The organism is Bacteroides sp. MSK.20.82 (genome assembly GCF_019052485.1).
GTDB classification, from domain to species: domain Bacteria; phylum Bacteroidota; class Bacteroidia; order Bacteroidales; family Bacteroidaceae; genus Bacteroides; species Bacteroides thetaiotaomicron.
Genome location: NZ_JAHQUN010000002.1, coordinates 311,781 through 333,125 on the forward strand (window position 1 = coordinate 311,781; position 21,345 = coordinate 333,125).

Annotated in this window: 21 protein-coding genes; 9 read left to right on the forward strand and 12 right to left on the reverse strand. The window is 51.6% G+C overall.

What is annotated here, in order from left to right; all coding sequences use genetic code 11:
• Positions 1–103 precede the first annotated feature (103 nt).
• Positions 104–949, reverse strand: a complete 846-nt coding sequence (locus KTR07_RS03455) for an AraC family transcriptional regulator (RefSeq protein ID WP_121972087.1) — start codon at positions 947–949, stop codon at positions 104–106.
• A gap of 195 nt (positions 950–1,144) precedes the next feature.
• On the opposite strand from KTR07_RS03455, the gene KTR07_RS03460 reads away from it, so the two are divergent.
• The 7 genes from KTR07_RS03460 (at position 1,145) to KTR07_RS03490 (ending at position 10,911) form a co-directional block, all read left to right on the forward strand.
• The gene (locus KTR07_RS03460) at positions 1,145–1,429 is read left to right on the forward strand and encodes a hypothetical protein (RefSeq protein ID WP_121972088.1); all 285 of its coding nucleotides are present in this window, start codon (positions 1,145–1,147) and stop codon (positions 1,427–1,429) included.
• A 12-nt stretch (positions 1,430–1,441) separates the two neighbouring features.
• Positions 1,442–2,053, forward strand: coding sequence for a DUF3575 domain-containing protein (locus KTR07_RS03465; RefSeq protein ID WP_117981437.1), 612 nt, complete (start codon positions 1,442–1,444; stop codon positions 2,051–2,053).
• A gap of 55 nt (positions 2,054–2,108) precedes the next feature.
• A complete protein-coding gene (locus tag KTR07_RS03470) occupies positions 2,109–3,611 on the forward strand; it encodes a hypothetical protein (protein WP_217315127.1) in 1,503 nt (500 codons plus the stop codon).
• 55 nt (positions 3,612–3,666) lie between these two features.
• Positions 3,667–5,100: a hypothetical protein gene (locus KTR07_RS03475; protein ID WP_217315129.1), complete on the forward strand. Its 1,434-nt coding sequence runs from the start codon at positions 3,667–3,669 to the stop codon at positions 5,098–5,100.
• Between the two features lie 194 nt (positions 5,101–5,294).
• Positions 5,295–6,209 (forward strand): FimB/Mfa2 family fimbrial subunit, encoded by a 915-nt coding sequence (locus KTR07_RS03480; protein ID WP_217315131.1) that lies wholly within the window; start codon positions 5,295–5,297, stop codon positions 6,207–6,209.
• Entirely contained in the window at positions 6,209–7,621 is a 1,413-nt protein-coding gene (locus tag KTR07_RS03485) for a DUF5042 domain-containing protein (protein WP_121972091.1), read from the forward strand. The genes KTR07_RS03480 and KTR07_RS03485 overlap by 1 nt, the downstream gene beginning before the upstream one ends.
• A 35-nt stretch (positions 7,622–7,656) precedes the next feature.
• Positions 7,657–10,911 (forward strand): fimbrial protein, encoded by a 3,255-nt coding sequence (locus KTR07_RS03490; protein WP_217315133.1) that lies wholly within the window; start codon positions 7,657–7,659, stop codon positions 10,909–10,911.
• A 316-nt stretch (positions 10,912–11,227) separates the two neighbouring features.
• Here KTR07_RS03490 and KTR07_RS03495 read toward each other — a convergent pair whose 3' ends face one another.
• The 11 genes from KTR07_RS03495 to KTR07_RS03545 all read right to left on the reverse strand — a co-directional run bounded on the left by KTR07_RS03495 (position 11,228) and on the right by KTR07_RS03545 (position 20,339).
• On the reverse strand, positions 11,228–11,830 hold the full coding sequence (locus tag KTR07_RS03495) for a DUF6549 family protein (protein ID WP_121972093.1): 603 nt from the start codon (positions 11,828–11,830) through the stop codon (positions 11,228–11,230).
• Positions 11,823–12,029, reverse strand: a complete 207-nt coding sequence (locus KTR07_RS03500; protein WP_217315135.1) for a hypothetical protein — start codon at positions 12,027–12,029, stop codon at positions 11,823–11,825. Before KTR07_RS03500 ends, KTR07_RS03495 begins: the two co-directional genes overlap by 8 nt.
• Positions 12,030–12,041: 12 nt before the next feature.
• Positions 12,042–12,338, reverse strand: coding sequence for a hypothetical protein (locus KTR07_RS03505; RefSeq protein WP_048695795.1), 297 nt, complete (start codon positions 12,336–12,338; stop codon positions 12,042–12,044).
• Between the two features lie 144 nt (positions 12,339–12,482).
• Entirely contained in the window at positions 12,483–13,004 is a 522-nt protein-coding gene (locus KTR07_RS03510; protein WP_121972095.1) for a hypothetical protein, read from the reverse strand.
• On the reverse strand, positions 12,973–13,332 hold the full coding sequence (locus tag KTR07_RS03515) for a hypothetical protein (RefSeq protein WP_196045292.1): 360 nt from the start codon (positions 13,330–13,332) through the stop codon (positions 12,973–12,975). Before KTR07_RS03515 ends, KTR07_RS03510 begins: the two co-directional genes overlap by 32 nt.
• Positions 13,329–14,096, reverse strand: a complete 768-nt coding sequence (locus KTR07_RS03520; RefSeq protein WP_196045293.1) for a PolC-type DNA polymerase III — start codon at positions 14,094–14,096, stop codon at positions 13,329–13,331. Before KTR07_RS03520 ends, KTR07_RS03515 begins: the two co-directional genes overlap by 4 nt.
• Positions 14,097–14,102: 6 nt before the next feature.
• The gene (locus KTR07_RS03525; RefSeq protein ID WP_217315137.1) at positions 14,103–16,280 is read right to left on the reverse strand and encodes a DNA polymerase III subunit alpha; all 2,178 of its coding nucleotides are present in this window, start codon (positions 16,278–16,280) and stop codon (positions 14,103–14,105) included.
• Complete coding sequence (locus KTR07_RS03530; RefSeq protein ID WP_217315139.1) at positions 16,277–16,819, reverse strand: HNH endonuclease; 543 nt, start codon at positions 16,817–16,819, stop codon at positions 16,277–16,279. The genes KTR07_RS03525 and KTR07_RS03530 overlap by 4 nt, the downstream gene beginning before the upstream one ends.
• On the reverse strand, positions 16,812–17,579 hold the full coding sequence (locus KTR07_RS03535; RefSeq protein WP_121972100.1) for a site-specific DNA-methyltransferase: 768 nt from the start codon (positions 17,577–17,579) through the stop codon (positions 16,812–16,814). Before KTR07_RS03535 ends, KTR07_RS03530 begins: the two co-directional genes overlap by 8 nt.
• Positions 17,545–19,302: a PHP domain-containing protein gene (locus KTR07_RS28705; RefSeq protein WP_217315141.1), complete on the reverse strand. Its 1,758-nt coding sequence runs from the start codon at positions 19,300–19,302 to the stop codon at positions 17,545–17,547. The genes KTR07_RS03535 and KTR07_RS28705 overlap by 35 nt, the downstream gene beginning before the upstream one ends.
• On the reverse strand, positions 19,299–20,339 hold the full coding sequence (locus KTR07_RS03545; protein ID WP_121972102.1) for a toprim domain-containing protein: 1,041 nt from the start codon (positions 20,337–20,339) through the stop codon (positions 19,299–19,301). The genes KTR07_RS28705 and KTR07_RS03545 overlap by 4 nt, the downstream gene beginning before the upstream one ends.
• A gap of 233 nt (positions 20,340–20,572) precedes the next feature.
• Here KTR07_RS03545 and KTR07_RS03550 point away from each other — a divergent pair, with 233 nt between their 5' ends.
• Together KTR07_RS03550 and KTR07_RS28375 are read left to right on the forward strand one after the other, a co-directional pair.
• A complete protein-coding gene (locus KTR07_RS03550; RefSeq protein ID WP_217315143.1) occupies positions 20,573–20,974 on the forward strand; it encodes a hypothetical protein in 402 nt (133 codons plus the stop codon).
• Complete coding sequence (locus KTR07_RS28375) at positions 20,971–21,306, forward strand: hypothetical protein (protein ID WP_298549926.1); 336 nt, start codon at positions 20,971–20,973, stop codon at positions 21,304–21,306. The genes KTR07_RS03550 and KTR07_RS28375 overlap by 4 nt, the downstream gene beginning before the upstream one ends.
• Positions 21,307–21,345 lie beyond the last annotated feature (39 nt).

Here is a 21,345-nt window from a genome sequence, read left to right on the forward strand (position 1 = left end):
TGTTTGGATTACGCTGCAAATTTAAAGACAATAATTTCATTAATTGTTTCCGTTTTGGCTCTATTATTTATCAAATTCTTATCAGCCCCCCTCCAGAGATCGTTTAACCGCCTTTTATCTGTTGTCTCAACTTTCTGGGAGAACATCCCAGGCATCTCTTGCAAAATCTGGAGAAGTGTGCAAGAGAGGAAAATTCCAGTTCATTGGCAATGGTTCCCAACGGCAGGTCTGTAACTGAAAGTTTGTATTTGATTTCTCCCAACATCTGTTTCTGCATCCATTCGGCTGGAGTCTCTCCAAACTCCGCTGAAAACTGTCTTTTGAAGGCGGAGAGGGAGATGTCACAGGCCGATGCAAGTTCTTTCACGGTCCTGCAACGTTTATAATTGTTCAAGACCTTGTTTTTGAAGTCTTGCGAACGGCCTATAATCGTATAGAAGAAATTCGCGAGTTCCTGCCTGGAGTAGTAAAAGCGAATATTCCAGAAAAGTTCCTTGAGTTTTATTTCGTGAAAATGGATGCAGTTCGCCCCGTCTTCCAGATAACACACCAGAAGTTCGAGAAATTTACGTAACCGATCCCTGATTTCAAGAGGTTCCATACGATATTCGACAATTTCCCTCAGGTGGTATAACTTTGAAAAGGAAGCCTTTTGACAGGGCCATGCCCCCCCTTCGAACAAGGCTGCCACGACTTCACATTTTTTTAACGATTGGGTGTTAAACAGGCTTTCACGGCAAAAAAAGACCATCTCTCCTGATGAAACGGTGAACTGAAAACCGTTGCAGGAGAATTGCAGACTTCCCTTAAGTACGAACAGGATACAATCTTTTACCAATTCCTCCTCGTGGTTCAATCCTTCATCAAATTTATAATACCGGAATCCCTCCTGCACAGATTTCGAGTAATTATAACAGGATGTGTGCTCGTTCAAATAAAAAAGTTCCATTGTTTCTGTTTTTGTAGCCTAATGAAAATATTAGTAATATTATTTTCAGCTAGTTATATAATAAAATCTGTTCATATTGCATCTTTTATTTCTTTTTGGCATCTACAACCGTTTCCAAAAGCGGATTTTGGACAATTTTCCACTCTCTACCGGAGAGAGTGGAAATAAGAAAATCATCCAAGAACGGTTGACATTATGCGAATGAGTCATGAGATATTCAACATGGAATGGTCCAACAGGGATTCGATTTACCTGCATACTCGGGACGGTGTCCACTATTCGGCTTTCGCCGGATCGGCTGAAAGGCTTTTAAGTCTCATGGGCGGGTTGCGTCCCCGCAGGTCTTTCTGGTGCGGACAGGAGTTTCCGGCTGTCCACTACGTACGCGCAAAGAAGATTTTGGAGTCTTTTCCGGGAAGCAGCATTTTTATTAATGATTATTACATAAGGATAGCTTTGGCTTGTCCTCTGATAAGATAAAATAACGAAACAATGAATAACAGTATGATGAAACCGTTTTTTCTTCTGGTGTTTTTGCTTTGTTCGGCTGGTGCCTTCTCTCAAAAGGTTGCCTTGAAGAACAATCTGGCCTACGATGCCTTGAAAACTCCCAACCTCTCCTTGGAGTTCTCCATGGGGCGTAAATGGACCCTTGACACACAGGTGGGCATGAATTTCTTTTTCTACACGCGGGACGCCACGTCTTCCCGGTACAAGGCAAAGAAGTTCAGTCACTGGCTTGTCCAGCCGGAGCTCCGTTATTGGACCTGTGACGTTTTCAACGGCTGGTTCTTCGGGTTGCATGCCCATGGCGGCCAGATGAATATCGGAGGTGTCGATGTCCCCTTCGTGCTTCAGAAAGGGGACGGAAACATGAAGGACCACCGTTACGAGGGTTATTTCTGGGGAGGCGGGTTGAGCGCCGGTTACCAGTGGGTGCTTTCCAACCGTTTCAATATCGAGGCCTCCTTGGGTATCGGTTACGTGCACGCCCGTTATGACAAGTACAGGTGTACCACCTGCGGGCAGAAGCTGGGCAAGGGGGATGCGGACTACATAGGTCCCACCAGGGCCGCCATTTCAATTATTTACATGTTGAAATAACTCCCTGAATCCGGGGACACAATTTTTTATTCTATCATGCTAAAAATGTATATCAATGAAACCTTACCATATTAACAAGAAGCAAATCCTTATCATGGGCTGCCTGGGAATGTTTCCCTTGTTTTCTTCCGCCCAGGACATTTTATCAACGTCAGGTACCTCGCGTTGGGATTATTCAAACAGCCGTGTGGAGCGTGAACCGGGTAGAGATGCGTTGGATATTACTTTCAGTGTCTTCCCCCTGGCAGGGCTTGGAAGCCAGGAAGTCGCTTACCTGTTCCCCGTCTATGTCTCGGCTGACGGGCGTGACAGCGTCCGCCTCGAACCGGTCTGCGTGGCCGGCAAGAGAAGATATAAGGTGATCAAGCGTCGAAAGGCGTTGGGCAACCTGAAACCCGGTAACTCCGGATCCGGCGAGGTCCGTTCCGCCAAGGTGGTGGAAAGTTCGGGCCTGACGGTGAAAAGAAGCGTCCCCTTTGAACGGTGGATGGCTGACGGGCGGCTCGTTGTCAGGGAGGTGTCGTACGGCTGTGCCGAGTGCGGCACGAACGAGAGCGAGGACATCGCCTTTCAAGCCGGTATCCCCCTCTTTGGGGAGAAGGATTATGCCTACAATTTCATTGAGCCGGAAAAGGTCATGATCAAATGCTACAAGGATTCCTTCGACTGCAAGGTGGTCTTTCCTGTTGCACGCCATGACCTGCAGGAACATTTCGCAGGCAACGCCCAGGAACTTGACAGGCTGAGGAAGTTCCTCTCGGAGAACCTGAATATTCAAGGAACGTCACTCACGGAGGTACATATAAAAGGCTATGCCTCTCCCGAGGGGAGTTTCGATTACAACAGGTCCCTCGCGCAACGACGCACCCAAATCCTTTCAGATTATATTTCGCGTCAATACCCCGCCTTGAAGAATGCGCCGATCTATCGTACCGAGGGTATCGGGGAGGACTGGGAAGGCCTCAAATCGGCGGTCAGCGGCTCCACCCTCGTCAACAGGGACGAAATTCTTTTTATCATCGGACATAACGGGCGTGACACGGAACGCGAGGAGGCCATCCGTGCTTTGGATGACGGCAGGAGCTATCGCCTCCTCCTCGAAGAGTTCTACCCGGGACTGCGGCGCACGACTTTCAGTCTCAGTTTTGACGTGAGACCTTACACGGTGGAGGAACTTCCCGAAATTTTTGAAACGAAACCCGAGTGTCTCAGCCAGCACGAGATGTACCAGCTGGCCGGACTGTACGCTTCCCGGGGGATGTCTCCCCTTCCGGTGTACGAGAGGGCCTACGGGCAGTTCCCGGATGACACCGTGGCAATCCTGAATTACGCCAACGCCCTGTTGAAATACGGGCAGGATGCGGACGGCGCGTTGCGGGTGTTGGAACCGGTAACGAATGACAGCCGTGCTTTCTTTCCCATGGCCGTTGCCTATAACATGAAAGGTGACTGGAGGAAGGCGGAAGAATTGATCAAGAAAGCCGGTATGGCCCAGGGCAAACAAAAACTCTCAGGGGAGTCCGGGGACGGTGGAAACAATCAGCAGATAGAGATGTAACTCAGACATAGTTATATATAGTATTAGTAATCTTAATTTAAAAACAATTCGAATTATGAAAGTAATGAAGTATTTTGCAGTGGCCTCGTTGGCGTTGTTCGCTGCATGTAACAACGAAGAGAATCCGGTAGCGCCGGAGAGTGGCAACCAACCGGTTGATGTGGTGATGTCAGTGGCATTACCCGGTCCGGGCACACGTGCCGCCATGGGCGAATTGCAGAACACCGCCAACCACCAGGATGCGGCATCGGTTGAAAAACTGCATGTGTACTTGGTGGCTGGGGAAGACATTGTCCTGTCGAAGGAATTTACAAAAGATACTGATGATTTTACCAAGCTGACTTCGGCTACTGCCGTGGGTGCAGAGGCAACGACGGGAGGTTATAAATTCCTTGACGTGGACAATGGCGTGACAAAGGCACTTGTTATCGCTAACCCTCAGGGAGCGTTGGTTGACGGTGAGGGAAAGACTGTTGCTGAAATCAGCAAACAACAGCTGAAAGCCCAAATTAATGAAGTGATTTATGCCGGTTCTGAAACACTTACCACTGTTGGCGCCGAGCCTTATGGCGTCAATCCTCAGGAAGACAAACGTACCGTGAAGAAGGCCGAGCTCACCTTGACCGCCAGCATGAACCGCTTCCAGGTGACCGGTACCAAGTTTGTCAAGGTTATCTGGAAAGACGGGAAAAAGACCGAGGCTGAACAATGGTGCACGACTTGGCTGAGCAAGGATGAAAATAAGGGAAAGAGCAGTGCCGAAGCGTGGGCCGCTTTCAAGGCTGATGCCGCAGGCTTCAACGGCCAGACATGGGACGGCAAGTCCGACATTGCCCAACAGGCCAGCCTGAGTCAATGGCTGCAGGTTGTCGAAGTGACCACTGCAAACCAAGGTATCCTGATGAACCGTTTCAGCAGAACGCTCTCTGTTCCTCAACTTACAGTGGAAGAAGAGGCAAACTGGTTCTGGGCCAAGACCTACGTTGGAGACCGCTATAAATTCGAAGACGGCACGTTCAAACCCGACGGTAGCACGGACTTGTCGGAAGTGGCCTCCTATTTCAATGCAGCGGGTTTCGATTTCGCACAGGGGGCAAAGGCCGCAGCGTTTAACTTCTTCGTGAACGGCATTACGGGTTACGGTAAGGAAAACAACGCTCCAAAACTTGCTTTCGTTTTCAAGACAGGTGACGACGGCGTATCCGCCGACAGACGTTTTGTCGTTATATCCGGTTACGCGAAGGCAGAAGGTGAAACTGCAGGCACGACGGATCTGGAAGCCGGCAAGGGCGGTTACCTGATCAATCTGGATCTCGCTGCGCTGAACGGGGGCCAGGGTATCCTCGTGGATGTTGACCCGAGCATTCCTGAAGGTGTGACTCCCGAACCGGGCGGACAGGGGGATTTGGAGGACGAGAACGTGAACGTCATCGTCCGTGTCGTGGTGCAGCCCTGGACCGCTGTTAACGTATTCCCCATCCTTGACTGATACAGATAGAGAGTAATAGCCACTTGCCGGAGCGCTTTTCCCGTATCGGCCCTGACAGGCCGGTACCGGAATCCGCCCCGCACTCTCGGGGAGGGGAAAGTTTGTCCCCTCCCTTTTTTATTACCCACGGGAGGGAAACGTGTCCTCTCTTTCGGGAAAATTACAGTATTGATTTATAATAATTAGTGTAAAGTATGAACATAAGAAACATACCGACCTGGCTGGGCCTGTTGGCCGCTTTATACCTCGTGACCGCATGTGACCGGGTGTATGACGACCTGAGCGGCTGCCTTGGCAACACGATCGTCTTCTCCTACCTGGCCGATGACAACCGGGAACATCTGCAGGAATACGTGGATGACATTGACGTCTTCATCTTTGACGTCGGGAACGGGGCCTTGGTGGAGAAACACCACCTGGAGGGAGAACAGCTGCTTTCACCGCTAGAGGTCAGGCTCCCGGAAGGTGATTATAAAGTAGTGGCTGTGGGCAACGCGTTGAACGAGACGGTTATCGGGGATGGTGCTTACGGTGAAGCGTCGGTTTCCCGGCCCGAACTGGCGGAAAAGGACGGACCGGCGGCCGGCACGTTTGACAGGCTATACCTTGGGGAAACCACCATCACGTCGAAGGTCATGAACGACTCCCGTGACGTGGTAAGACTTTATTCCCAGCACGTGAAAATCCATGCGGTAGTCCTTCCCGACGACGATGAGAACGCCGGGACCTGGTACGAACAGAACAAGGGGACGGGCTTCCGCCTGACGATGGAAACGCTCTCAGCCCGTTTCTCCTTTTCCGGGCAGCGTTCGGGAGAAACATCCTTCGACCTTCCGTTTTACACGGGAGGAAAAAACGACCGTTTCGTGCTTGATTTCAATACCCTGCGCTTCAAGGACGGGGACCCGCTGACGATCCGTCTTATGCAGGGAGATAAGGTTCTCTGCACGGTAGATGTCGCGGAATATATCGCTCTGTATCCCGACCAGATACGGATAACGGAGCGGCAGGAAGCGGTGCTTCCACTCTTCTTCCGCCAGAATCCCCGTTCTCTGACAGTAAGTGTAAAACCCTGGGAAGCCGTTGACGTGGTTCCCATAACCGATTGATGAATATTATGCTGAAAAATACTAAATATACTCGCACGGTAAGGGCTTTGAGGAGCTTTGTGATGACGGTGTTGCCGCTCTTTTTCCTTGCCCTGACAGGATGCCGGAACGAAGAAGATATCCCGGAACGGCTTTCCGGGGAGGGTGGCGTGACCGTCAGGCTGAATCTGTCAACCCGTGGCGTAACAGCCGGGGGAAGTGAGATGCTGGACATTTATTCCTCCAATCCGGCCAACTGGTATAAAACCGGCACACTGTTTCCCCAAGCCCCCGCACAGCCCAGAATAGCACTTATGGTTTTCAACAAGGAGCAGAACCGGTATGTGTACAGTCGCCTGCTTCCTTTCAGTTCGGGCAATACGGAGGGGGAATACCAAACCAAGATACGCATCCCCAAAGGCGAGAGTGATTTCTATGCTTTCTATGCCCCAAACCAGACAGGAAAGGATCTGCCCTATTATACCCCCGGAGGAATCCTGCAGAACGCGGTTCCATGGGACTTCCTCGGGGAAGGCATGGAGGAGGTGGACAGGGAGGATATTGTCGGAGCCGCATTCCCTGCCATCATCAGGGAGCAGGATGACGGCAGTCTCGGCATACCGATGGACAACCCGTACGATGGCGTGACTCCTTCCCCGTCGGATGAGAAGATTATAGATTGGACAACAACTTCCAATATGTCTTGGGATGACGCTCCCGGAATATCCAACAGGCTGCACATGGGCGTGCTTTCGGGAAAACTGACCACAACCGTCCAGCCCGCTTCCGGGGAGCAGGTGCAGAATATCACAATCCCGCTGTTCCGTGATTTCTCCCGTGTCAGGATATACATCGCAAGCATTGCTCCTTTCGAGCAGATCAGTTATAATTACAAAAGGATTGCCTTTCTGAACTTTCCGGTACTGATGTCCCCCTCTTTCAGGGAGAATGACTCGGACGGCGGCCAGCTTGCAGGATCCACCCCGGGAACGGGAAAGAACACGGAGCATACGGGCACGTATTCTTATGGAATAAAAAATGAAGCGCAAATGACCATCAGCGAGGCTCCCCTCGATGCCGGCGGAGAGATTGACTATACGAAAATGGACATCCAAAAATACGAGCAGTTCTTCCTGCCCCAGTACCTGGCCCCGTATATCCCGGAAGCCAATTCCTGGCAGAAAGGACACCTCCACCCGAAGATACTGCTGACAGTGGAGTATTATAAAGGAGGAGACATCTCACGGACTTGGACAAGGACCTTCTTGCTTGACATTGGCGAGGAGAGTTCTCCAGGGGTGTATTCCGGCCCCATTTACCCGAACCGGGATTATAAGGTATTCATAGTCTTGCCGGAAGCCGCGGACAGGGAGATTATCTACCGGGTCAAGTCTTGGGAGCGAAAGAACGTGGAGTTCCCTCCTTTCCAGTGATGTTCACGATTTTGTCATTATAAAATTTTATTATTATGAAGACATATAAGCTGAAAATAACTTGTTTCATTCTTTTGTTACTGCCCGTTCTTACCTGCTGTACGGACGAAGAACTGCTCCGGATCAGCGGTGTCCCGGAAGGCGTGCCCACGACGGTGGACATCAGTGTGGGTACGGCAGCCAACAGGGCCAAGACACGTTCGGGACTGCCGGAAGGCGAGGAGAGAAAGATATACGACCTTTACCTGTGGGTTTTCGATTCCCGTGGCAGCGTGGAGTTCTCCCGGGAGTATCCCCGTGCGGAGCTTTATCAGGCCGCAGCCGCCTTGGAAACGGCAACCGGCGAGAAGGACACGGATGCACCCACAAGCATGGGGTTGCTGAAAAACATCCCCATTACCTCGGGAGAGAAGACGCTGGTCCTGCTGGCGAACTATAAATCGGACGGTGACGGGCTGTTTCAGGTAGAGCCCGGTATCCTGGCTGGCGTGTCGTCCCTCTCGGACATTCAGAGGGTCAAGGCGGAGATGACCGCCCGTACCCTGTTCCGCCCGCACGGGAACCTGCTGATGTCAGTTACCAAGACGGAGGTGATCAGTCCCGACACCAGGCGTATCGAGGTCTCCCTGAAACGTGCGGAGGCGAAAATCACGGTCAACCTGAAAACCGGGAAGGGGCTCACGTTCGTGCCTTGGACATGGAGAGTCGGTAACGTGCCGGCCTCGACCTTTGTCACCGAACATGCCAAGGGCAGTGACGCCGAGGCTCCCTGGGATGCCGGCGGGATGGAGGCGGATTCGTATTGGTTGTCCGAATTATTCCGGTTCGAGGGCGACGCTACTACTACTACTACTACTACGTTTTACCTTCCGGAGAACCGGAAATTGGCAAAAAAAATGATAACTCCCGCCTCTCCCGGTTACAACGCGGAGAGGAAGGGATATGACCTGCGACAAAAACAAGTGAAGTCTCCCGTTCCCGGTGCTACGGAGAAGCCGAACGTGCAGAACGGAGCTACGGAATACGCTCCGGATCTGGCTCCCTACATCGAGTTCACGGGTGAGTTACGCCAGGATATGACAACCGGTGAAACCGTAACGGAGCGTTTCGGGAGGGTGACCTACCGCGTTTATCTGGGATACACGGCGGAGAATGATCCGGTCAACGATTATGATATAGAACGTAACGTGCACTATACCTATAACGTGACGATCAAGGGGATGAACGACCTGGTAGTGGAGGCGATGTCCGACAAGGACCGGGAAGAGGAGCCCGCTCCCGGGGTGGAAGGCCTTGTATATGACGCTCACCGCTCCTTCAATTTTGATTGCCATTACGAACAGGGCCTGATGCGTTTCAACAAGGACGAGCTTGCCATTTTCAATCCGGACGGCAGTTTGAAGGACGACGCGATGATCTCCTTTGCCATACGCACCCCGTTCTGTGACAAGATGGTCTCTTACACGAGGGCGGAGCTGGAACGGCTGAAAGATAACGGCTACGTTCCTTCAGGGGAGAAAAAGGCGGACACAGACTGGCTCACATTCTTCATCCACCCGAGCACCCTGTCTGACAATGGAAACGAAACCATGGAATATTACTCCAACACGGGGGCGCATCTGCTTTCGCTGGAACAGTTCCTTTACAGACTTGTCAAAGAGCCCGATTATGTATTTAATGCCTCCACGGGGCTTTGCAAGGTGACGGTTTACGCCAACGAGTATTTCTACGAGCGGAACCCCATGCAGGATGGCGCCCCCGAGGACAAGAACTTGTGGAAAACCTTTGCCAACGCCCCGGACCGGACTTTTGACCTGTTGGTGAACATGTCACATGGAATCTCCCCCGACGGACAGTCACGTTATCACCAGGCTGTCGTTTCCATCCGTCAGATGTCCATCAAGACGGTGTTCACGGAGAGTCCCGAAGGCATGCGTGTCTGGGGGGTGGAAAACGTGAACGAGACACCGGACCTGGACTTTATGGTGAAGGCTCCGACAGAACCGGACGGCTTTTATAATAAATATTACTCCAACGGCTGGTCGAATACCTGGAAGGTGATGGCAAGGTCGGGCGACTTCAGTCAAGAGGTCATGATTGACCCGATGAGAAAAAGTAAACAAGACCAGTTATGGCAGGTCATGACGAAGGTGGACAACGCGAAGCTGACTCTCAGCAGAGACCATTATAATAGTGGACTCAAGAATTACCACGCCGAATATGCCTGTTTTACCCCGTTTTTACGGAACCGGGATGATAACCGTGATGGCCGGATGCAGGCCTCCGAGATGAAGTGGTATATCCCCTCGGTGAGCGAGAGCGGTATGCTTTTCGTAGGGGAACAGGCGTTGCCGTTACACTCCAGGCTGCACGGGCACGCCCCCTCGGACAACGCCACGGCATTTTATACATCAAGGGCCTTTATGGGAAGTACAAACATGTCTTTATACTCTTCCAACCCCTTTATTTTTATCCTGGAGTCCCGCAGCGGGACCCCCCTCATGAACTTTGATTATTACAAGTGGGGGAAGTTACCCGGAGACCGTACTCCCTACTCGGAGGTCAGATTGATCAGGGATCTGGGGATATTGGAGTCTGGGGGAGAAAGCTATCATATCAAGGAGCTGGGCAAAGAACTGAACCTGTCTCTTGTCAATAACAGGACGAAAGAGGAATACTTGGTATTCAAGGCAGATAAATTGCACCATAGCATGACGAGGTCAACAAGGGCCATTTACGAGTTGCCCGCACATGACGAGGACTCCAAAAGCAATACCATTTACAAGAACGGGTTCGAGGTAGCCAAATATATCGCCAATAAGATAAACAAACCCAAGAAATTGAATAAGCCTAACATTAAGGAAGAGTATTACTACGAGAAGTGGAGCACGCTGATGGCGGACATCGAACAGGGAAACAGTCCGTGCGCCTATTATTATCAGGAGGCAGACAAGAGCGACCTGGGGACTTGGCGCGTGCCCAACGAGGTGGAATTGCGAATCATGTGCGGGAGCCTGTTCGACTGGGATGACGACGAGAAAGAGGAGGTTTACGAATTCAGGAACAGCCTTCCTTCTCTGAATATAACAGGTGCCCATGTTTACCATTCCCGGACGGGATTTTCCAAGCGCGACATGAACGGGGCAAGATCATTCCGTGCCGGTTACCAGATGTATCTCCATGGTTATGTCCGATGGGTCACGACCGTGGATACCTGGTGGGTTGGTGACAGAGACAGGCTTGTGAATAACAAGAAGGGATACGTGCGTTGCGTAAGGGATCTGCCGTAGGCGGTCCCTTACGCAGGAGAATGGTTCTCCCGAAGCGTGGCTGAAAGTGCCGGAGAGAAGTGTTGCAACATTTTTCTCCGGCTTTATTGTTTTAGCGGGGATCATCTTAGCAGTCCAGTCATTCCCGGTAGCCGATGTCCTGATAAGTAAAAAAATGAGACTTAACGATGTTCGCGAGAGATCGAAAGAATCATTTGCTACCTCTTCCAACCTGAAAGCCCTCTTCTGAGAATGTTTTTCTTCTCTTGTCTTTAATCAAAAAGGGAAGAAATTCCTAAAGCTAATAGTCTGCTCATATACGAATCCATCAAAATTTCTATTTTTTTTCAATCTTTATATATTCTGTATACTTTATATTCAAGTAAGGATTGTCACTAGAAATGGTCTGATGAACGGCTTTGATTCTTTTCCAAAGCCACCATCCCTTGTATTCCACCCAAATGGCCTGATTCAAGGTGACGGGAACACGGATTTGGCCTTTTAAGCGGCAGTTCTCGATTATCCCTGTAATTTGAATGTGCGGGGTGATCATTTCTACCTTCTGCCGGAGTAACGGAACTGTATCGTGTATAATGACTGTATCCTTCACGACGGCGTCGATTGGAACACCCATTTCCAACTGGTGTTTGGCGGACGCCTCAAGGTTTTTGATTTTTATCCCAAGCTTTTTTATAGTCTCAGCGTCCTGCGTCCGGAAACGCTTGTACTCCTCCACAGTCAGCCGCAACCCTTTGGCATCGACAGCGAGCGTCATGGAATCGATGCGCACACGGGTTAGTTCAGACAGCAAGGTTGAATTGTTAGCCTGGTAACGGTCTCTTTCGCTTGCCAGAAAGACGTTCCTACGATATTGGATATAGATGATGCCCGAAAGTGACAGTACGCCCACGAGTAAATACTTTGACAACCCTTTATTCATAAATTACGGCAGTTTCAGGAATAAACCATATAAACTCGTCCAGATATTTCTTCTCAAGAAGAACCATGCCACCTCTGGAATCTGATCCCATAAAGGAAAGGTCTTCGACCACAAGCCCTTTATGTCCAATCAGTCCGTCGAGAGACATTTCCGTCAGCTCGTCAGAAGCAACAATGGTCACGTATGTATTCTTTATCATAAGATACTTTTTTTAATGTTGTAACTGACATTTGAGCAATTCCCGTATATCCGCTCGGATCTCGTGCAAATCACTCTGAAGGGTATTGAATTGCCTCATGGTCGCTTCAAATACGGACTTATCCAGTTTCATGGCGTTTATACGGTCATACTGCTCTTTGATTGTCAATTCAAGGCCGGCGCATTTGATTTCAAGCGCAGCAATTTGGGCAGTGTTGTTGACGTGCTGGACATACAAGGCCAGCACGAATGTCAGTGTCGCCACTATGATCTTGAAATATTTGATTACAAAATCTTTCATCTGCTCCATAATGTTGGTATTTATTCGATTAGTATTGAAAAAGCTTCCTTTATCGCCCTCAAAAGCAATTCAGCTGCGACACTGTCCCAGAATCCATAAATTACAAGCGTGATTAGAATGACCAGATACACCCACCATGTCACTTCTTTCTTATCAATTTTTCGTTTCTTCATCTTTCGGAGAAATTGTTGGGACAATCACGTTAAATATCACATTCCCGTTACTCCCCTCAATGCGTAGACTGTTCTCTTCCTTGTGTTTGATCGGGAAAATGTCCATCAGCGCCTTGGCGGCATTGACCGAAACGGCCCTGAGCGGTGCCGGAGAGAGCGGCACACCGAAACGGTCGGTATAATCCGAAGTGGCCGTCTCGTCCATGACGGCTTTGAGTGTCTCGGTCACCTGCAGCTTTACGGCCATCGTCTCCATCTCGAACCGTTCCGAAGATAGCAATGCCTTGATATGTGCCAGCACATGCGGTTTGTTCATCAGGTAATTGGCCGAAGCATACGGGTTCTTCACCGTATCCTTACCGAATACCTCCACAAAGCATTTTTTCGGCCGTCCGGCATACTCCAGCCCACCGTTCACATAGAGGTTGCAGAATTGCATTTCCTGCTCCGTGAGCGGTTTCTCTTCCGCCCTATCCTGCGTGTTCGTTATCTTGTCTGACATCGGTTCTTCCTTCTTTTTCTGAAAGAGTAGCGGGTTTGTTTCCCGGAGGTTTTACAAAATCCGCCTTTTCGTTAATCAATTGTTCCAGCAACGCTTCATAGAACACTTGGGCCAATGCATCGGCACACGCCTCCGCATCTGTCAGCGAGTTGATGAGCCGCAGGTTAAACTTGATTTCCAGGTCGTAGCCCGATATGAATGCCATCAGTTCGTTCCCGTCATAGCCCAGTGCCCCGTAGGTCATGCGGTCCGCCGTACGAAATGTGATGGTTTCGGGGATCTGTTCCCTATCAATGCCTTGGGCTTCCTTATTCGTGTCCATACTCATATCTTGAAATATTTACGGGTTTTCTCTTTCCTCTGCATGGCGATTGCCGCCCCTTCCGTCTGGCGCAGACGGGAGGTATAGATCCCCAAGATGTCAAGCGTGGCCGTCACATCCGCAGCCGCATCGTGGGCATCGTCCAGTTCCACACCCAATTTTGAGGCTACCAGTTCCAGTTTATACGAAGTAACCTCCGGATCGGCAGCAAAAGCCAACCGTCCCACGGCAAGCGTGTCGATGTAGTGCGGCTGGAAGTTGCCGTAATAGTCCTTGGTACCGGAAAAGGTCTTTTCAAACTCGGCGGCCAGTCCGGCATAGTTCATCAGCTGTTGCAGGAATCCGATGTCGAAAGCGATGTTCTGTCCGACCAGCACGGGCTTGCACTGATAGCCCTTCGAGAGGGTGCTGCGTTTGGCGAAGGCGATGACTTCTCCGGCCACTTTCTTCATGTCCATACCCTGCGAGCGCAGCATCTCCATGGTAATGGCGGAATAGTCCAATGCCGTCTGTTCGTACTTCATCGGGACATATTCCGGTTCTTTCGCCTGCTCGTGGCGGGTACGCAACACCTTGCGTCGGGGAAGCCCCGCGTCCTGTTTCCCGTAGGGGGCGATATACGCCTGATAGCGGTCGAATACCTGCCATGTGTCGAAACGGACGGCTTGCAGGGCGATCTGTGTACAGGCGCATTCACGGCAGTCCAGCCCTCCGGTCTCGAAGTCCAGCCCGATGCCTACATATATCTTCTGTTCTGTCTTGGGTGCCATATCTTTTCAGGATTGAATGAATAACAATGAGTTCTTATAGGTCTGCAATGTATTGCAGCCGTTGTAGTCGCTGTAACGGATGACGGCAGTGAGGATGACCACCCGGTCTTTGAGCGACTGTATCTCGGTGCGGTGTTCCATGTAATAGTCGTTCCAGCATACACATTCCGCCAGACGGTTGTCCTGGGAGAGTGTCAACTTGGCGAAACGCTTCCGGCTTCCCGTCTCCCTGTCCTTGTAGGTATGTTCGGTTACATCCACCACCGTGGCGCAGACAGTCGCACGCCTGCCGTCGTTCTCGTCCCGTGCCACCTCGTCCAGAGTCAGGTAAGAGGCTTTTCCCTTGACCTGCCCGCGGGCTTCCGAATTGTCGAAGATGCGGCGGTAATCGATGTTGCCTATACCCGACACGGCAATCTGCTGCTGCGACCAGAAGAAATGCCGCCCGCGCATGTCCTGCGGGAAGTCTTTTTCAGAAAGGGAGAATCCCAGTTCCCGTGCGGCGCGTTCGAGCAGCGCGCAGCGTTCGGTAACCGCCCCGACTTTTTCGATACGGTCGAAGCATCCGGCAAGGATCATGTGCTTGACATGCCGGGCGTTCACGGGGACTTTCACGGCCTCTTCCGCATTGTCGGGGTCGTCCCAGTAACTGTATTTCTTGAGTTTGTAACGGAATATGCGGTGGATGAAGTTCTCGATACCGGTATATGCCCCGCCCCGGTCGCGTTCCGTGACGATGTATTCCACTGTCTTGACACCGACCTGTTTGATACGGGTAAGCGACCAGAAGATTTCATCGGTGGCATAGTCGGTGAAGAACTCCGTCCCGGAGCGGTTGATGTCCGGCGGCACGATCTTAGCCGACGAGCAGCGTTCCATCTCCGCGATCAACGAAGGAATCTCCTTGTCGTCCGCCCATTGCAAGGCCACCGTGTAGAATGCCGAGGGGTAATTGGCCTTGAGCCATGCCCCGCAATAGGCTGTAAGGGCGTATGCCGCGGCATGGGAACGGTTGAACGAATATTTCCCGGCCACCTCTATCTTGTGCCAGATTTCCTCCGCCTCATAGTTCGGGCATCCGTTTCCGACGGCTCCGGTAATGAAATCCGCTTTCAGCGTGGCCATCAGGTCGGCTTTCTTCTTTCCTATGGCCTTGCGCAGATAGTCGGTCTTCCCGGGGTCGAATCCCCCGAGCGTATGGGCAACGGACATGAACTGCTCCTGGTAGACCATGATTCCGAAAGTGTTCTTCGTCGCTTCATAACAGCCGTAGTTATAGACCGGGGCCACTTCGCCACGCCTGAAGCGGACATAATCATCGGTGGCGCCGATGTCGAGTGTGGCGGGACGGTACAGGGCATTGATGGCGATCAGGTCCTCGATACACTCCGGCTGTACATCCTGGATAAACCGGGTAATGCCCGGCGAAGAGAACTGGAACACATTCTGCGTGTTGCCGTCCGAGAGCAGCCGGTAGGTCTTCCCGTCTTCCAGCATATCCTGCGTGATACGCCCGATGGTGAGTTCCTGCCCGAAATTCCGGTTGACCAACGCGATGACGGCACTCAGTTTGGCTAGCTCCTTTGTCGCCAGCACATCCTCTTTCAGCAATCCGATCTCATCGACCGAATAGCCGTCGAACTCCGATACCAGTGCCCCATCCATCTTGCGGACCGGCAGGAAATCGAAGCATTCGGCGGGCCTGCCGTCCCGCGTGTCCGGTGTGACAACGATGGCCGAGGCGTGTATGGAGGCCGCTTTGGGCTGTCCGAGCAATCCTTGCACGTCCTCGATGACCAGCGGATAGGTCTGGATAAAGTCCCGAAGTTTCCTGTTGGATGCAGCCTGTCTGAACAGTCTTGTCCAGTCCGTGCCGTCATCTATCATGGCGGTGATATAATTCACGATGGAGTGAGGCACGCGGTGTACGCGTGCCACGTCCTTCAAGGCGGCTTTCAGTTTCATCGTGGTAAAGGTGCCGGCGGAAAAGACACGCTGGCGGCCGTCCGCGTTGTACCGTTCTTCCAGGTAATCCTTGATCTCCTGCCGCCGGTCGGAGGCATAGTCGACATCTATGTCCGGCAGCGAAGCGTGGCCGCCTTCCGTCAGTCCTTTGTCCACAAAGGCATCCATGACCGTCAGCGGCCCGTCTGCTTTCCTGATTCTTATATGTGTTACTTTCATCTGATATATTTCTTGTATCGTATTATCGCGCTTACCGTCTGGCGGCTGACACCGTACTGTTTTGCCAGGCTGTTCTGGGAAGCCTGGCCGGAGGAATATCTCACCCGTATCTCTTCCGCCTGCCCGTTGGTCAGTTTGGCGTTCACGCTTTTCTCGCCGTAATCCCGTTTGAGGCCACCCGCTATGGCATGTTCCATATTCCGCTGGTGCGTACACATTTCCAGGTTATCCGCACGGTTGTTGTCGCGGTTCCCGTCGATATGGTTCACCTCCAGTCCCGGATTCCAGTCGGGCAGGAAGTGCTGTGCCACCAGGCGGTGCACGGAGAACTTCTTCCCGACACCGCCCTTGTAGAGCCGGACACAGTCATAAAGCGAAGTCGTCCCGCACCAATGGCACATGATGCGTTCGGATTGTGTCCAGGTGATACCGTCATGCGAAACTTGCCGTTCCAGACTCTTGACACGCCCGAGGTTGCTGATCTTGTACTTTCCTTCATAGTTCTTGATATCCACCCAGATTTCCCGGGTATCAGTCATGGGCTATACGGTTTAGTGCTGTCTGAAAAATTTCCCGGTCTATCTCCACGCCGATGAACCGGCGTCCAGTATTCCGACAGGCCACGGTTGTACTGCCGCTGCCCATCGCAAAGTCGAGGACAATGTCTCCTTCATCGGTGTAGGTGCGTATCAGGTATTCCAGCAGGGCGACAGGTTTCTGTGTCGCATGCAGGCAGGACTGTTGCTTGTCGGTCTTGAATTTCAGCACGCTGCGCGGATAGCGTTCCGTGGATATGTAATCCCGGAAATTGTCGTGCTTCCGGTATATCTCGCCGGCATCGCATTTCCGCTGGTGTTCGGCCATCACGACCTTGCGCTTGTGCCCGTCCGTCTTGATCGGATGATACTTCGGCAACCTGTCGTAAAAGACCAGAATGTCCTCGTGCGCCTTCATCGGCATACGCCTGGCGTTTAGGAAACCTGTCGCCTGCGTCTTCTCCCATACCCAGGCATACCGTAGCCTGCGGAGATTGGAGCTGCCCAGCAGGCTCGTAAAAGGATGCTGGCAGAACAGCAGGATGGGAGTGTCAGGTCTGGATATGCCCTGTACGGCATTCCACATCCCGGGGATGTCTATCACGGCGTCCCATCGGCAATGTGTCGTACCGTATGGAGGGTCTGACAATACCATGTCGGCAGTGATGCCTTCTTCAGCCAGCAGGGGCAGCACATCGAGTGCATCGCCCTGGTAAAGGTCGCAACCGTCATAGGGACGGTGGTGTTCGTAGATCGGATTCATGGGTTTCGAGTTCCTTTAGGTTCCACAAGCAATCTCGGCGGTCAAAAAGGATTTCGTCGCCACACATCAATTCATCTGCGTATATCGTCCGCTCTTCTCCGTTACGGATTACCCGCATCCGGGCATCCGTGCACAGACGGTAAGTCTTGCCTTCGGATTCCATTTCCACATAGCGTTCGCCCTTGCCGAGTGTGATGTCCGGGGCAAGCACCGTCAGTTCGTCTTTCCAGCTGAGCCCGCAGCGTTCCGGCACGAGGAAGCGCGAGAAGATAAGGTCATATTTCAGCGGGTCGATGGAGGTTATGCCAAGCAGGTAGGAAACCAGCGATCCCCCGGCGGAACCGCGACCTATACCGGTTGCGATACCTCTCCGGTGTGCCTCCCGCACCATATCCCACTGCACCAGGAAATAGTCCACATTGTCGGTCGATTCAATGATATAGACTTCCTCGTCCAGCCGTTCCCTGTAGCGTTCCCGCTCCGGTTCCGGCACTTCCCGGTCCAGCCCGTCGTCAAGCAGTCTGAGGAACATCGTACGGCGGTCGCCATACCGTTCCCGCTCTTCCGGCCGCATACGGTATTCCGGCATGAACATGCGCCCGGTCTCGAATGAGGCGTCCGCACGTCCGGCAATCTCCACCGTGGGACGGCACATGCGCCTGAACAGGGAGTCGAAGTCCCATTGCCCGGAGAACAGAGGACGGAGCGTGTCGTACAATTCATCCGCTGTCTTGAAATACTGGTCATCGCTCTGTTCATGAGCGGCTCCCGTGGCAATCTTGTTCACTACGATTCTGTACCCTGCATCGTCCTTGTCCATGTAGTAGCAGTCCGGAATCAGGACTGGTTCTACTGTAAATGAATCCGTGTCGGCATCATAACAGTTGCCGAAATAATATTTCAGGGCTTCCAGTTGCTCTCGGTCGATGCGATCCGCCTTGTATTCGTTGGCGTCGACTTGGTAATAGACCGCTTCGGCTCCTTTTCGGATACGCTCCACCTGTTTGGAATGTCCGGCCATCCAGTAGACTGAACGGGTGGCAAAGACCGGCACACAACCTGCGGCATACATCAGCAGCTGTTCATAGCGGAGGGTGTTGTCTTTCGAATCGACCATGACAGCCCGTTGGATGCGCAGCAGATTATGCAGCCCCTCGTTATCCAAGGCATAAATCTTCAGCCCGACACGTTCTTCTTCGTGCATCATTGTCAGCGAGTAGCCGAATATATGTTTCAGCCCGGTATTGGCGCACTCCTTCTGAAGGTTCAGCGTGGCGGCCATTGTATTGCGATCGCAGATGCCGACAGCCGTATGCCCGAGCCATTTCGCCTTGCGGCACAAATCCTCCGGCGAACCGCAGGCGTTCAGCAGCTCGTAGGAGGTATGGATGCCGAGGTTCACGAAAGGTACATCGTGTACCGGGGGCTTGGGGCGGCCGATATATTTCAGCAGGTTGAAACTGAATTCTTCCCGCAGATCATAGTAGTACCAGTTCCTGCCGAACGGGAAGGCCACATGGAAGATTCCTTCTTCCATCAGCACATCCGGACTTTCCATCAAGTTGAACACGAGCCTGTCCCCGTCGCTGCGGAAGATGGATTCCACTCCCGACAGGTCGGCCGTAAAAAGCCGCCCGAAGCCGGGAATATCCACCACTTCCGTATCGACCGGGATATAGGTTATCCGTTGTGCATCGAGCCATGAGAAAAGTTTCTGTATCATCTTTCCTGTACTTTTTTGAGTTTGTATTCAAGGACGGACAGCAGGCGGCAGGCGAAAATCCCGTAGATTTCCGATTCCGTGAGTTCGTCCCAGTCCTTGGCTGCACCGGCAATGTCCGCGATGAAAACCTCGAAATAGGGTTTCAGCCGTTCCGCCGTCCGCTTTACCGACTCGACGGCATCGCTGTCGTAGCCGATAACCACGGTTCTCACGCCTTTCGATTGCAACTTGTAGATCTGGACATCGGAGATTTTCTTTCCGAAAGTGGCCACGGCTGCGACATGGGAATTGTCATAGAGTTCGAGTCTGCGGGTCAGGGCGATGACATCGAAAATACCTTCCGCAAGGATGACCGTATCTGTTTCATCCATACGGACGGCATCGTAGTTATAAAGAAGTATGGAAAAATCGTTTTCTGTGGAGTTCCGGTAACGCAGTATCTTGTACCCGCCGCTATGTCTGGTCTTGCGGTTGTGGGTGTCTATATCCTCTTTCGGCCAGGTATGGCGGGAGACATAGCCGACAACCGTACAGTCATCGATGACCGGAAAGACGACATAGTCCGCGTAGCGCGGATTGAGCCTGCCGGTTATCCCGACCGGAAAATACTCGTAATCGTCGAAACAGAAGCCGCGCCGCTGCAAATACGGATGCCGGAAAGTGCGCTTGTAAAAGTCCGGCAATTCGACCGGCATCAGTTCGTCGTCTATCTCTTCCGCCTCGTCCTCCTCCAGCAGGTGCAGGTTCAACGGTGAGGCTATGTCAGCTGTTTGCGAGACCATCAGGTCCGTGCGGCCGATAGCCTCCAGAAGTCGCTCCAATGTACGGGTGGATGCCCCGCAGGAGAAGCAGTGGGCCATGAAAGGTTGGCGGCGGGCAGTCTCCTTGCCGATATAGATACCGAACTTGCCGCCCGACTTTCCGCAGAACGGGCAGCACGGAACGATAAGGTTCTTACCGCTCCCGTCCCGTTTGGCACCCGTCTCGCGGGTTATTTCCGAAACCAGATATTGATATTCATGTACCGACAGTTCCATACTAAGGTATAGTCGCGACCGCTACAGGTTGGTTTGAAATGTATGGAAAAAGAATTCGGATTGGTACAATGAAATTATGAAAAAGGTCTGAACTCTTGAGAATGGACATAGTTATTTGCTCATTATGGTAATAGGTTACGATTGAGTTAGTTATCTATTGCAATATATTTCTATGCGTTGCGTAACCTTCAAAGAGCTCTTCAAGTACACAATTACAAATAAAACGGGAGATTATGACAGAATCAATGAAACAAGCCATCACCCACAGCAGGCAAACCGGGAAGAATGTTTTCACTCTCCCCGGCTGTGTTTCCTTTTCTTTTTGGATTTTATTGTTTTGTGGATTTCTCTCCTTGAAGTTTTTTCCGGATCTGCCTCTATTTTCGTTTCCCTCAATTTTTGTGCCTTTCAGCAGCCGCATTTGGCAGCCATTTCCGTTCTGGCTGCAAAGGTTATTTCGGGAATTGACGGGAATGCAAGGTCAAGCCTCCTGTTTTCTGGAAAAATCTCCAACCCTGCGGGTCGTATTTTTCCGAAAAACCTTGCATCCTCCACTCCCCTACCTTTTTAAGCGCCCGAACTCAACTCCTTCAGCTCTTGAATTCGCATTAAAACAAAAAACAAAACGGATGTGAGAGCAATGGTAGCAACAAAATTCGTAGCGTGGGAAGTCCCGAAATTGGAGAACCTGCAAGTCAGCAAAGTGTACAGACTTCGTATCAAACTGAACAATGGCGGAAAACTGAGCAGGGAGGAAAAGGACTGGCACACCCGTGCAGTGAACAGCAACTCCTATTTCAAAAGCGCAGTACCTAAACATTTTCAGAGACATGAAATCATCAGATTCCCCCAAGAAACTAGAAAAAACATCCTAACTTATACAGATGGATATTGTAAGAAAATAAAAATCAACATTGACTTTCGGATAGAACTTAAAACCTTCAATTTTTCCTCAAAAGAGTTTTGATTTAGAACATGGTATGTGAACTACTGCGAAACTAAAGAT

What these genes read in the sequence shown, in the direction of transcription:
- KTR07_RS03455 (WP_121972087.1), bottom strand. Translation starts at nt 949, where the DNA reads ATGGAACTTTTTTATTTGAACGAGCACACATCCTGTTATAATTACTCG.
- KTR07_RS03460 (WP_121972088.1), top strand. Translation starts at nt 1,145, where the DNA reads ATGCGAATGAGTCATGAGATATTCAACATGGAATGGTCCAACAGGGAT.
- KTR07_RS03465 (WP_117981437.1), top strand. Translation starts at nt 1,442, where the DNA reads ATGAATAACAGTATGATGAAACCGTTTTTTCTTCTGGTGTTTTTGCTT.
- KTR07_RS03470 (WP_217315127.1), top strand. Translation starts at nt 2,109, where the DNA reads ATGAAACCTTACCATATTAACAAGAAGCAAATCCTTATCATGGGCTGC.
- KTR07_RS03475 (WP_217315129.1), top strand. Translation starts at nt 3,667, where the DNA reads ATGAAAGTAATGAAGTATTTTGCAGTGGCCTCGTTGGCGTTGTTCGCT.
- KTR07_RS03480 (WP_217315131.1), top strand. Translation starts at nt 5,295, where the DNA reads ATGAACATAAGAAACATACCGACCTGGCTGGGCCTGTTGGCCGCTTTA.
- KTR07_RS03485 (WP_121972091.1), top strand. Translation starts at nt 6,209, where the DNA reads ATGAATATTATGCTGAAAAATACTAAATATACTCGCACGGTAAGGGCT.
- KTR07_RS03490 (WP_217315133.1), top strand. Translation starts at nt 7,657, where the DNA reads ATGAAGACATATAAGCTGAAAATAACTTGTTTCATTCTTTTGTTACTG.
- KTR07_RS03495 (WP_121972093.1), bottom strand. Translation starts at nt 11,830, where the DNA reads ATGAATAAAGGGTTGTCAAAGTATTTACTCGTGGGCGTACTGTCACTT.
- KTR07_RS03500 (WP_217315135.1), bottom strand. Translation starts at nt 12,029, where the DNA reads ATGATAAAGAATACATACGTGACCATTGTTGCTTCTGACGAGCTGACG.
- KTR07_RS03505 (WP_048695795.1), bottom strand. Translation starts at nt 12,338, where the DNA reads ATGGAGCAGATGAAAGATTTTGTAATCAAATATTTCAAGATCATAGTG.
- KTR07_RS03510 (WP_121972095.1), bottom strand. Translation starts at nt 13,004, where the DNA reads ATGTCAGACAAGATAACGAACACGCAGGATAGGGCGGAAGAGAAACCG.
- KTR07_RS03515 (WP_196045292.1), bottom strand. Translation starts at nt 13,332, where the DNA reads ATGAGTATGGACACGAATAAGGAAGCCCAAGGCATTGATAGGGAACAG.
- KTR07_RS03520 (WP_196045293.1), bottom strand. Translation starts at nt 14,096, where the DNA reads ATGGCACCCAAGACAGAACAGAAGATATATGTAGGCATCGGGCTGGAC.
- KTR07_RS03525 (WP_217315137.1), bottom strand. Translation starts at nt 16,280, where the DNA reads ATGAAAGTAACACATATAAGAATCAGGAAAGCAGACGGGCCGCTGACG.
- KTR07_RS03530 (WP_217315139.1), bottom strand. Translation starts at nt 16,819, where the DNA reads ATGACTGATACCCGGGAAATCTGGGTGGATATCAAGAACTATGAAGGA.
- KTR07_RS03535 (WP_121972100.1), bottom strand. Translation starts at nt 17,579, where the DNA reads ATGAATCCGATCTACGAACACCACCGTCCCTATGACGGTTGCGACCTT.
- KTR07_RS28705 (WP_217315141.1), bottom strand. Translation starts at nt 19,302, where the DNA reads ATGATACAGAAACTTTTCTCATGGCTCGATGCACAACGGATAACCTAT.
- KTR07_RS03545 (WP_121972102.1), bottom strand. Translation starts at nt 20,339, where the DNA reads ATGGAACTGTCGGTACATGAATATCAATATCTGGTTTCGGAAATAACC.
- KTR07_RS03550 (WP_217315143.1), top strand. Translation starts at nt 20,573, where the DNA reads ATGACAGAATCAATGAAACAAGCCATCACCCACAGCAGGCAAACCGGG.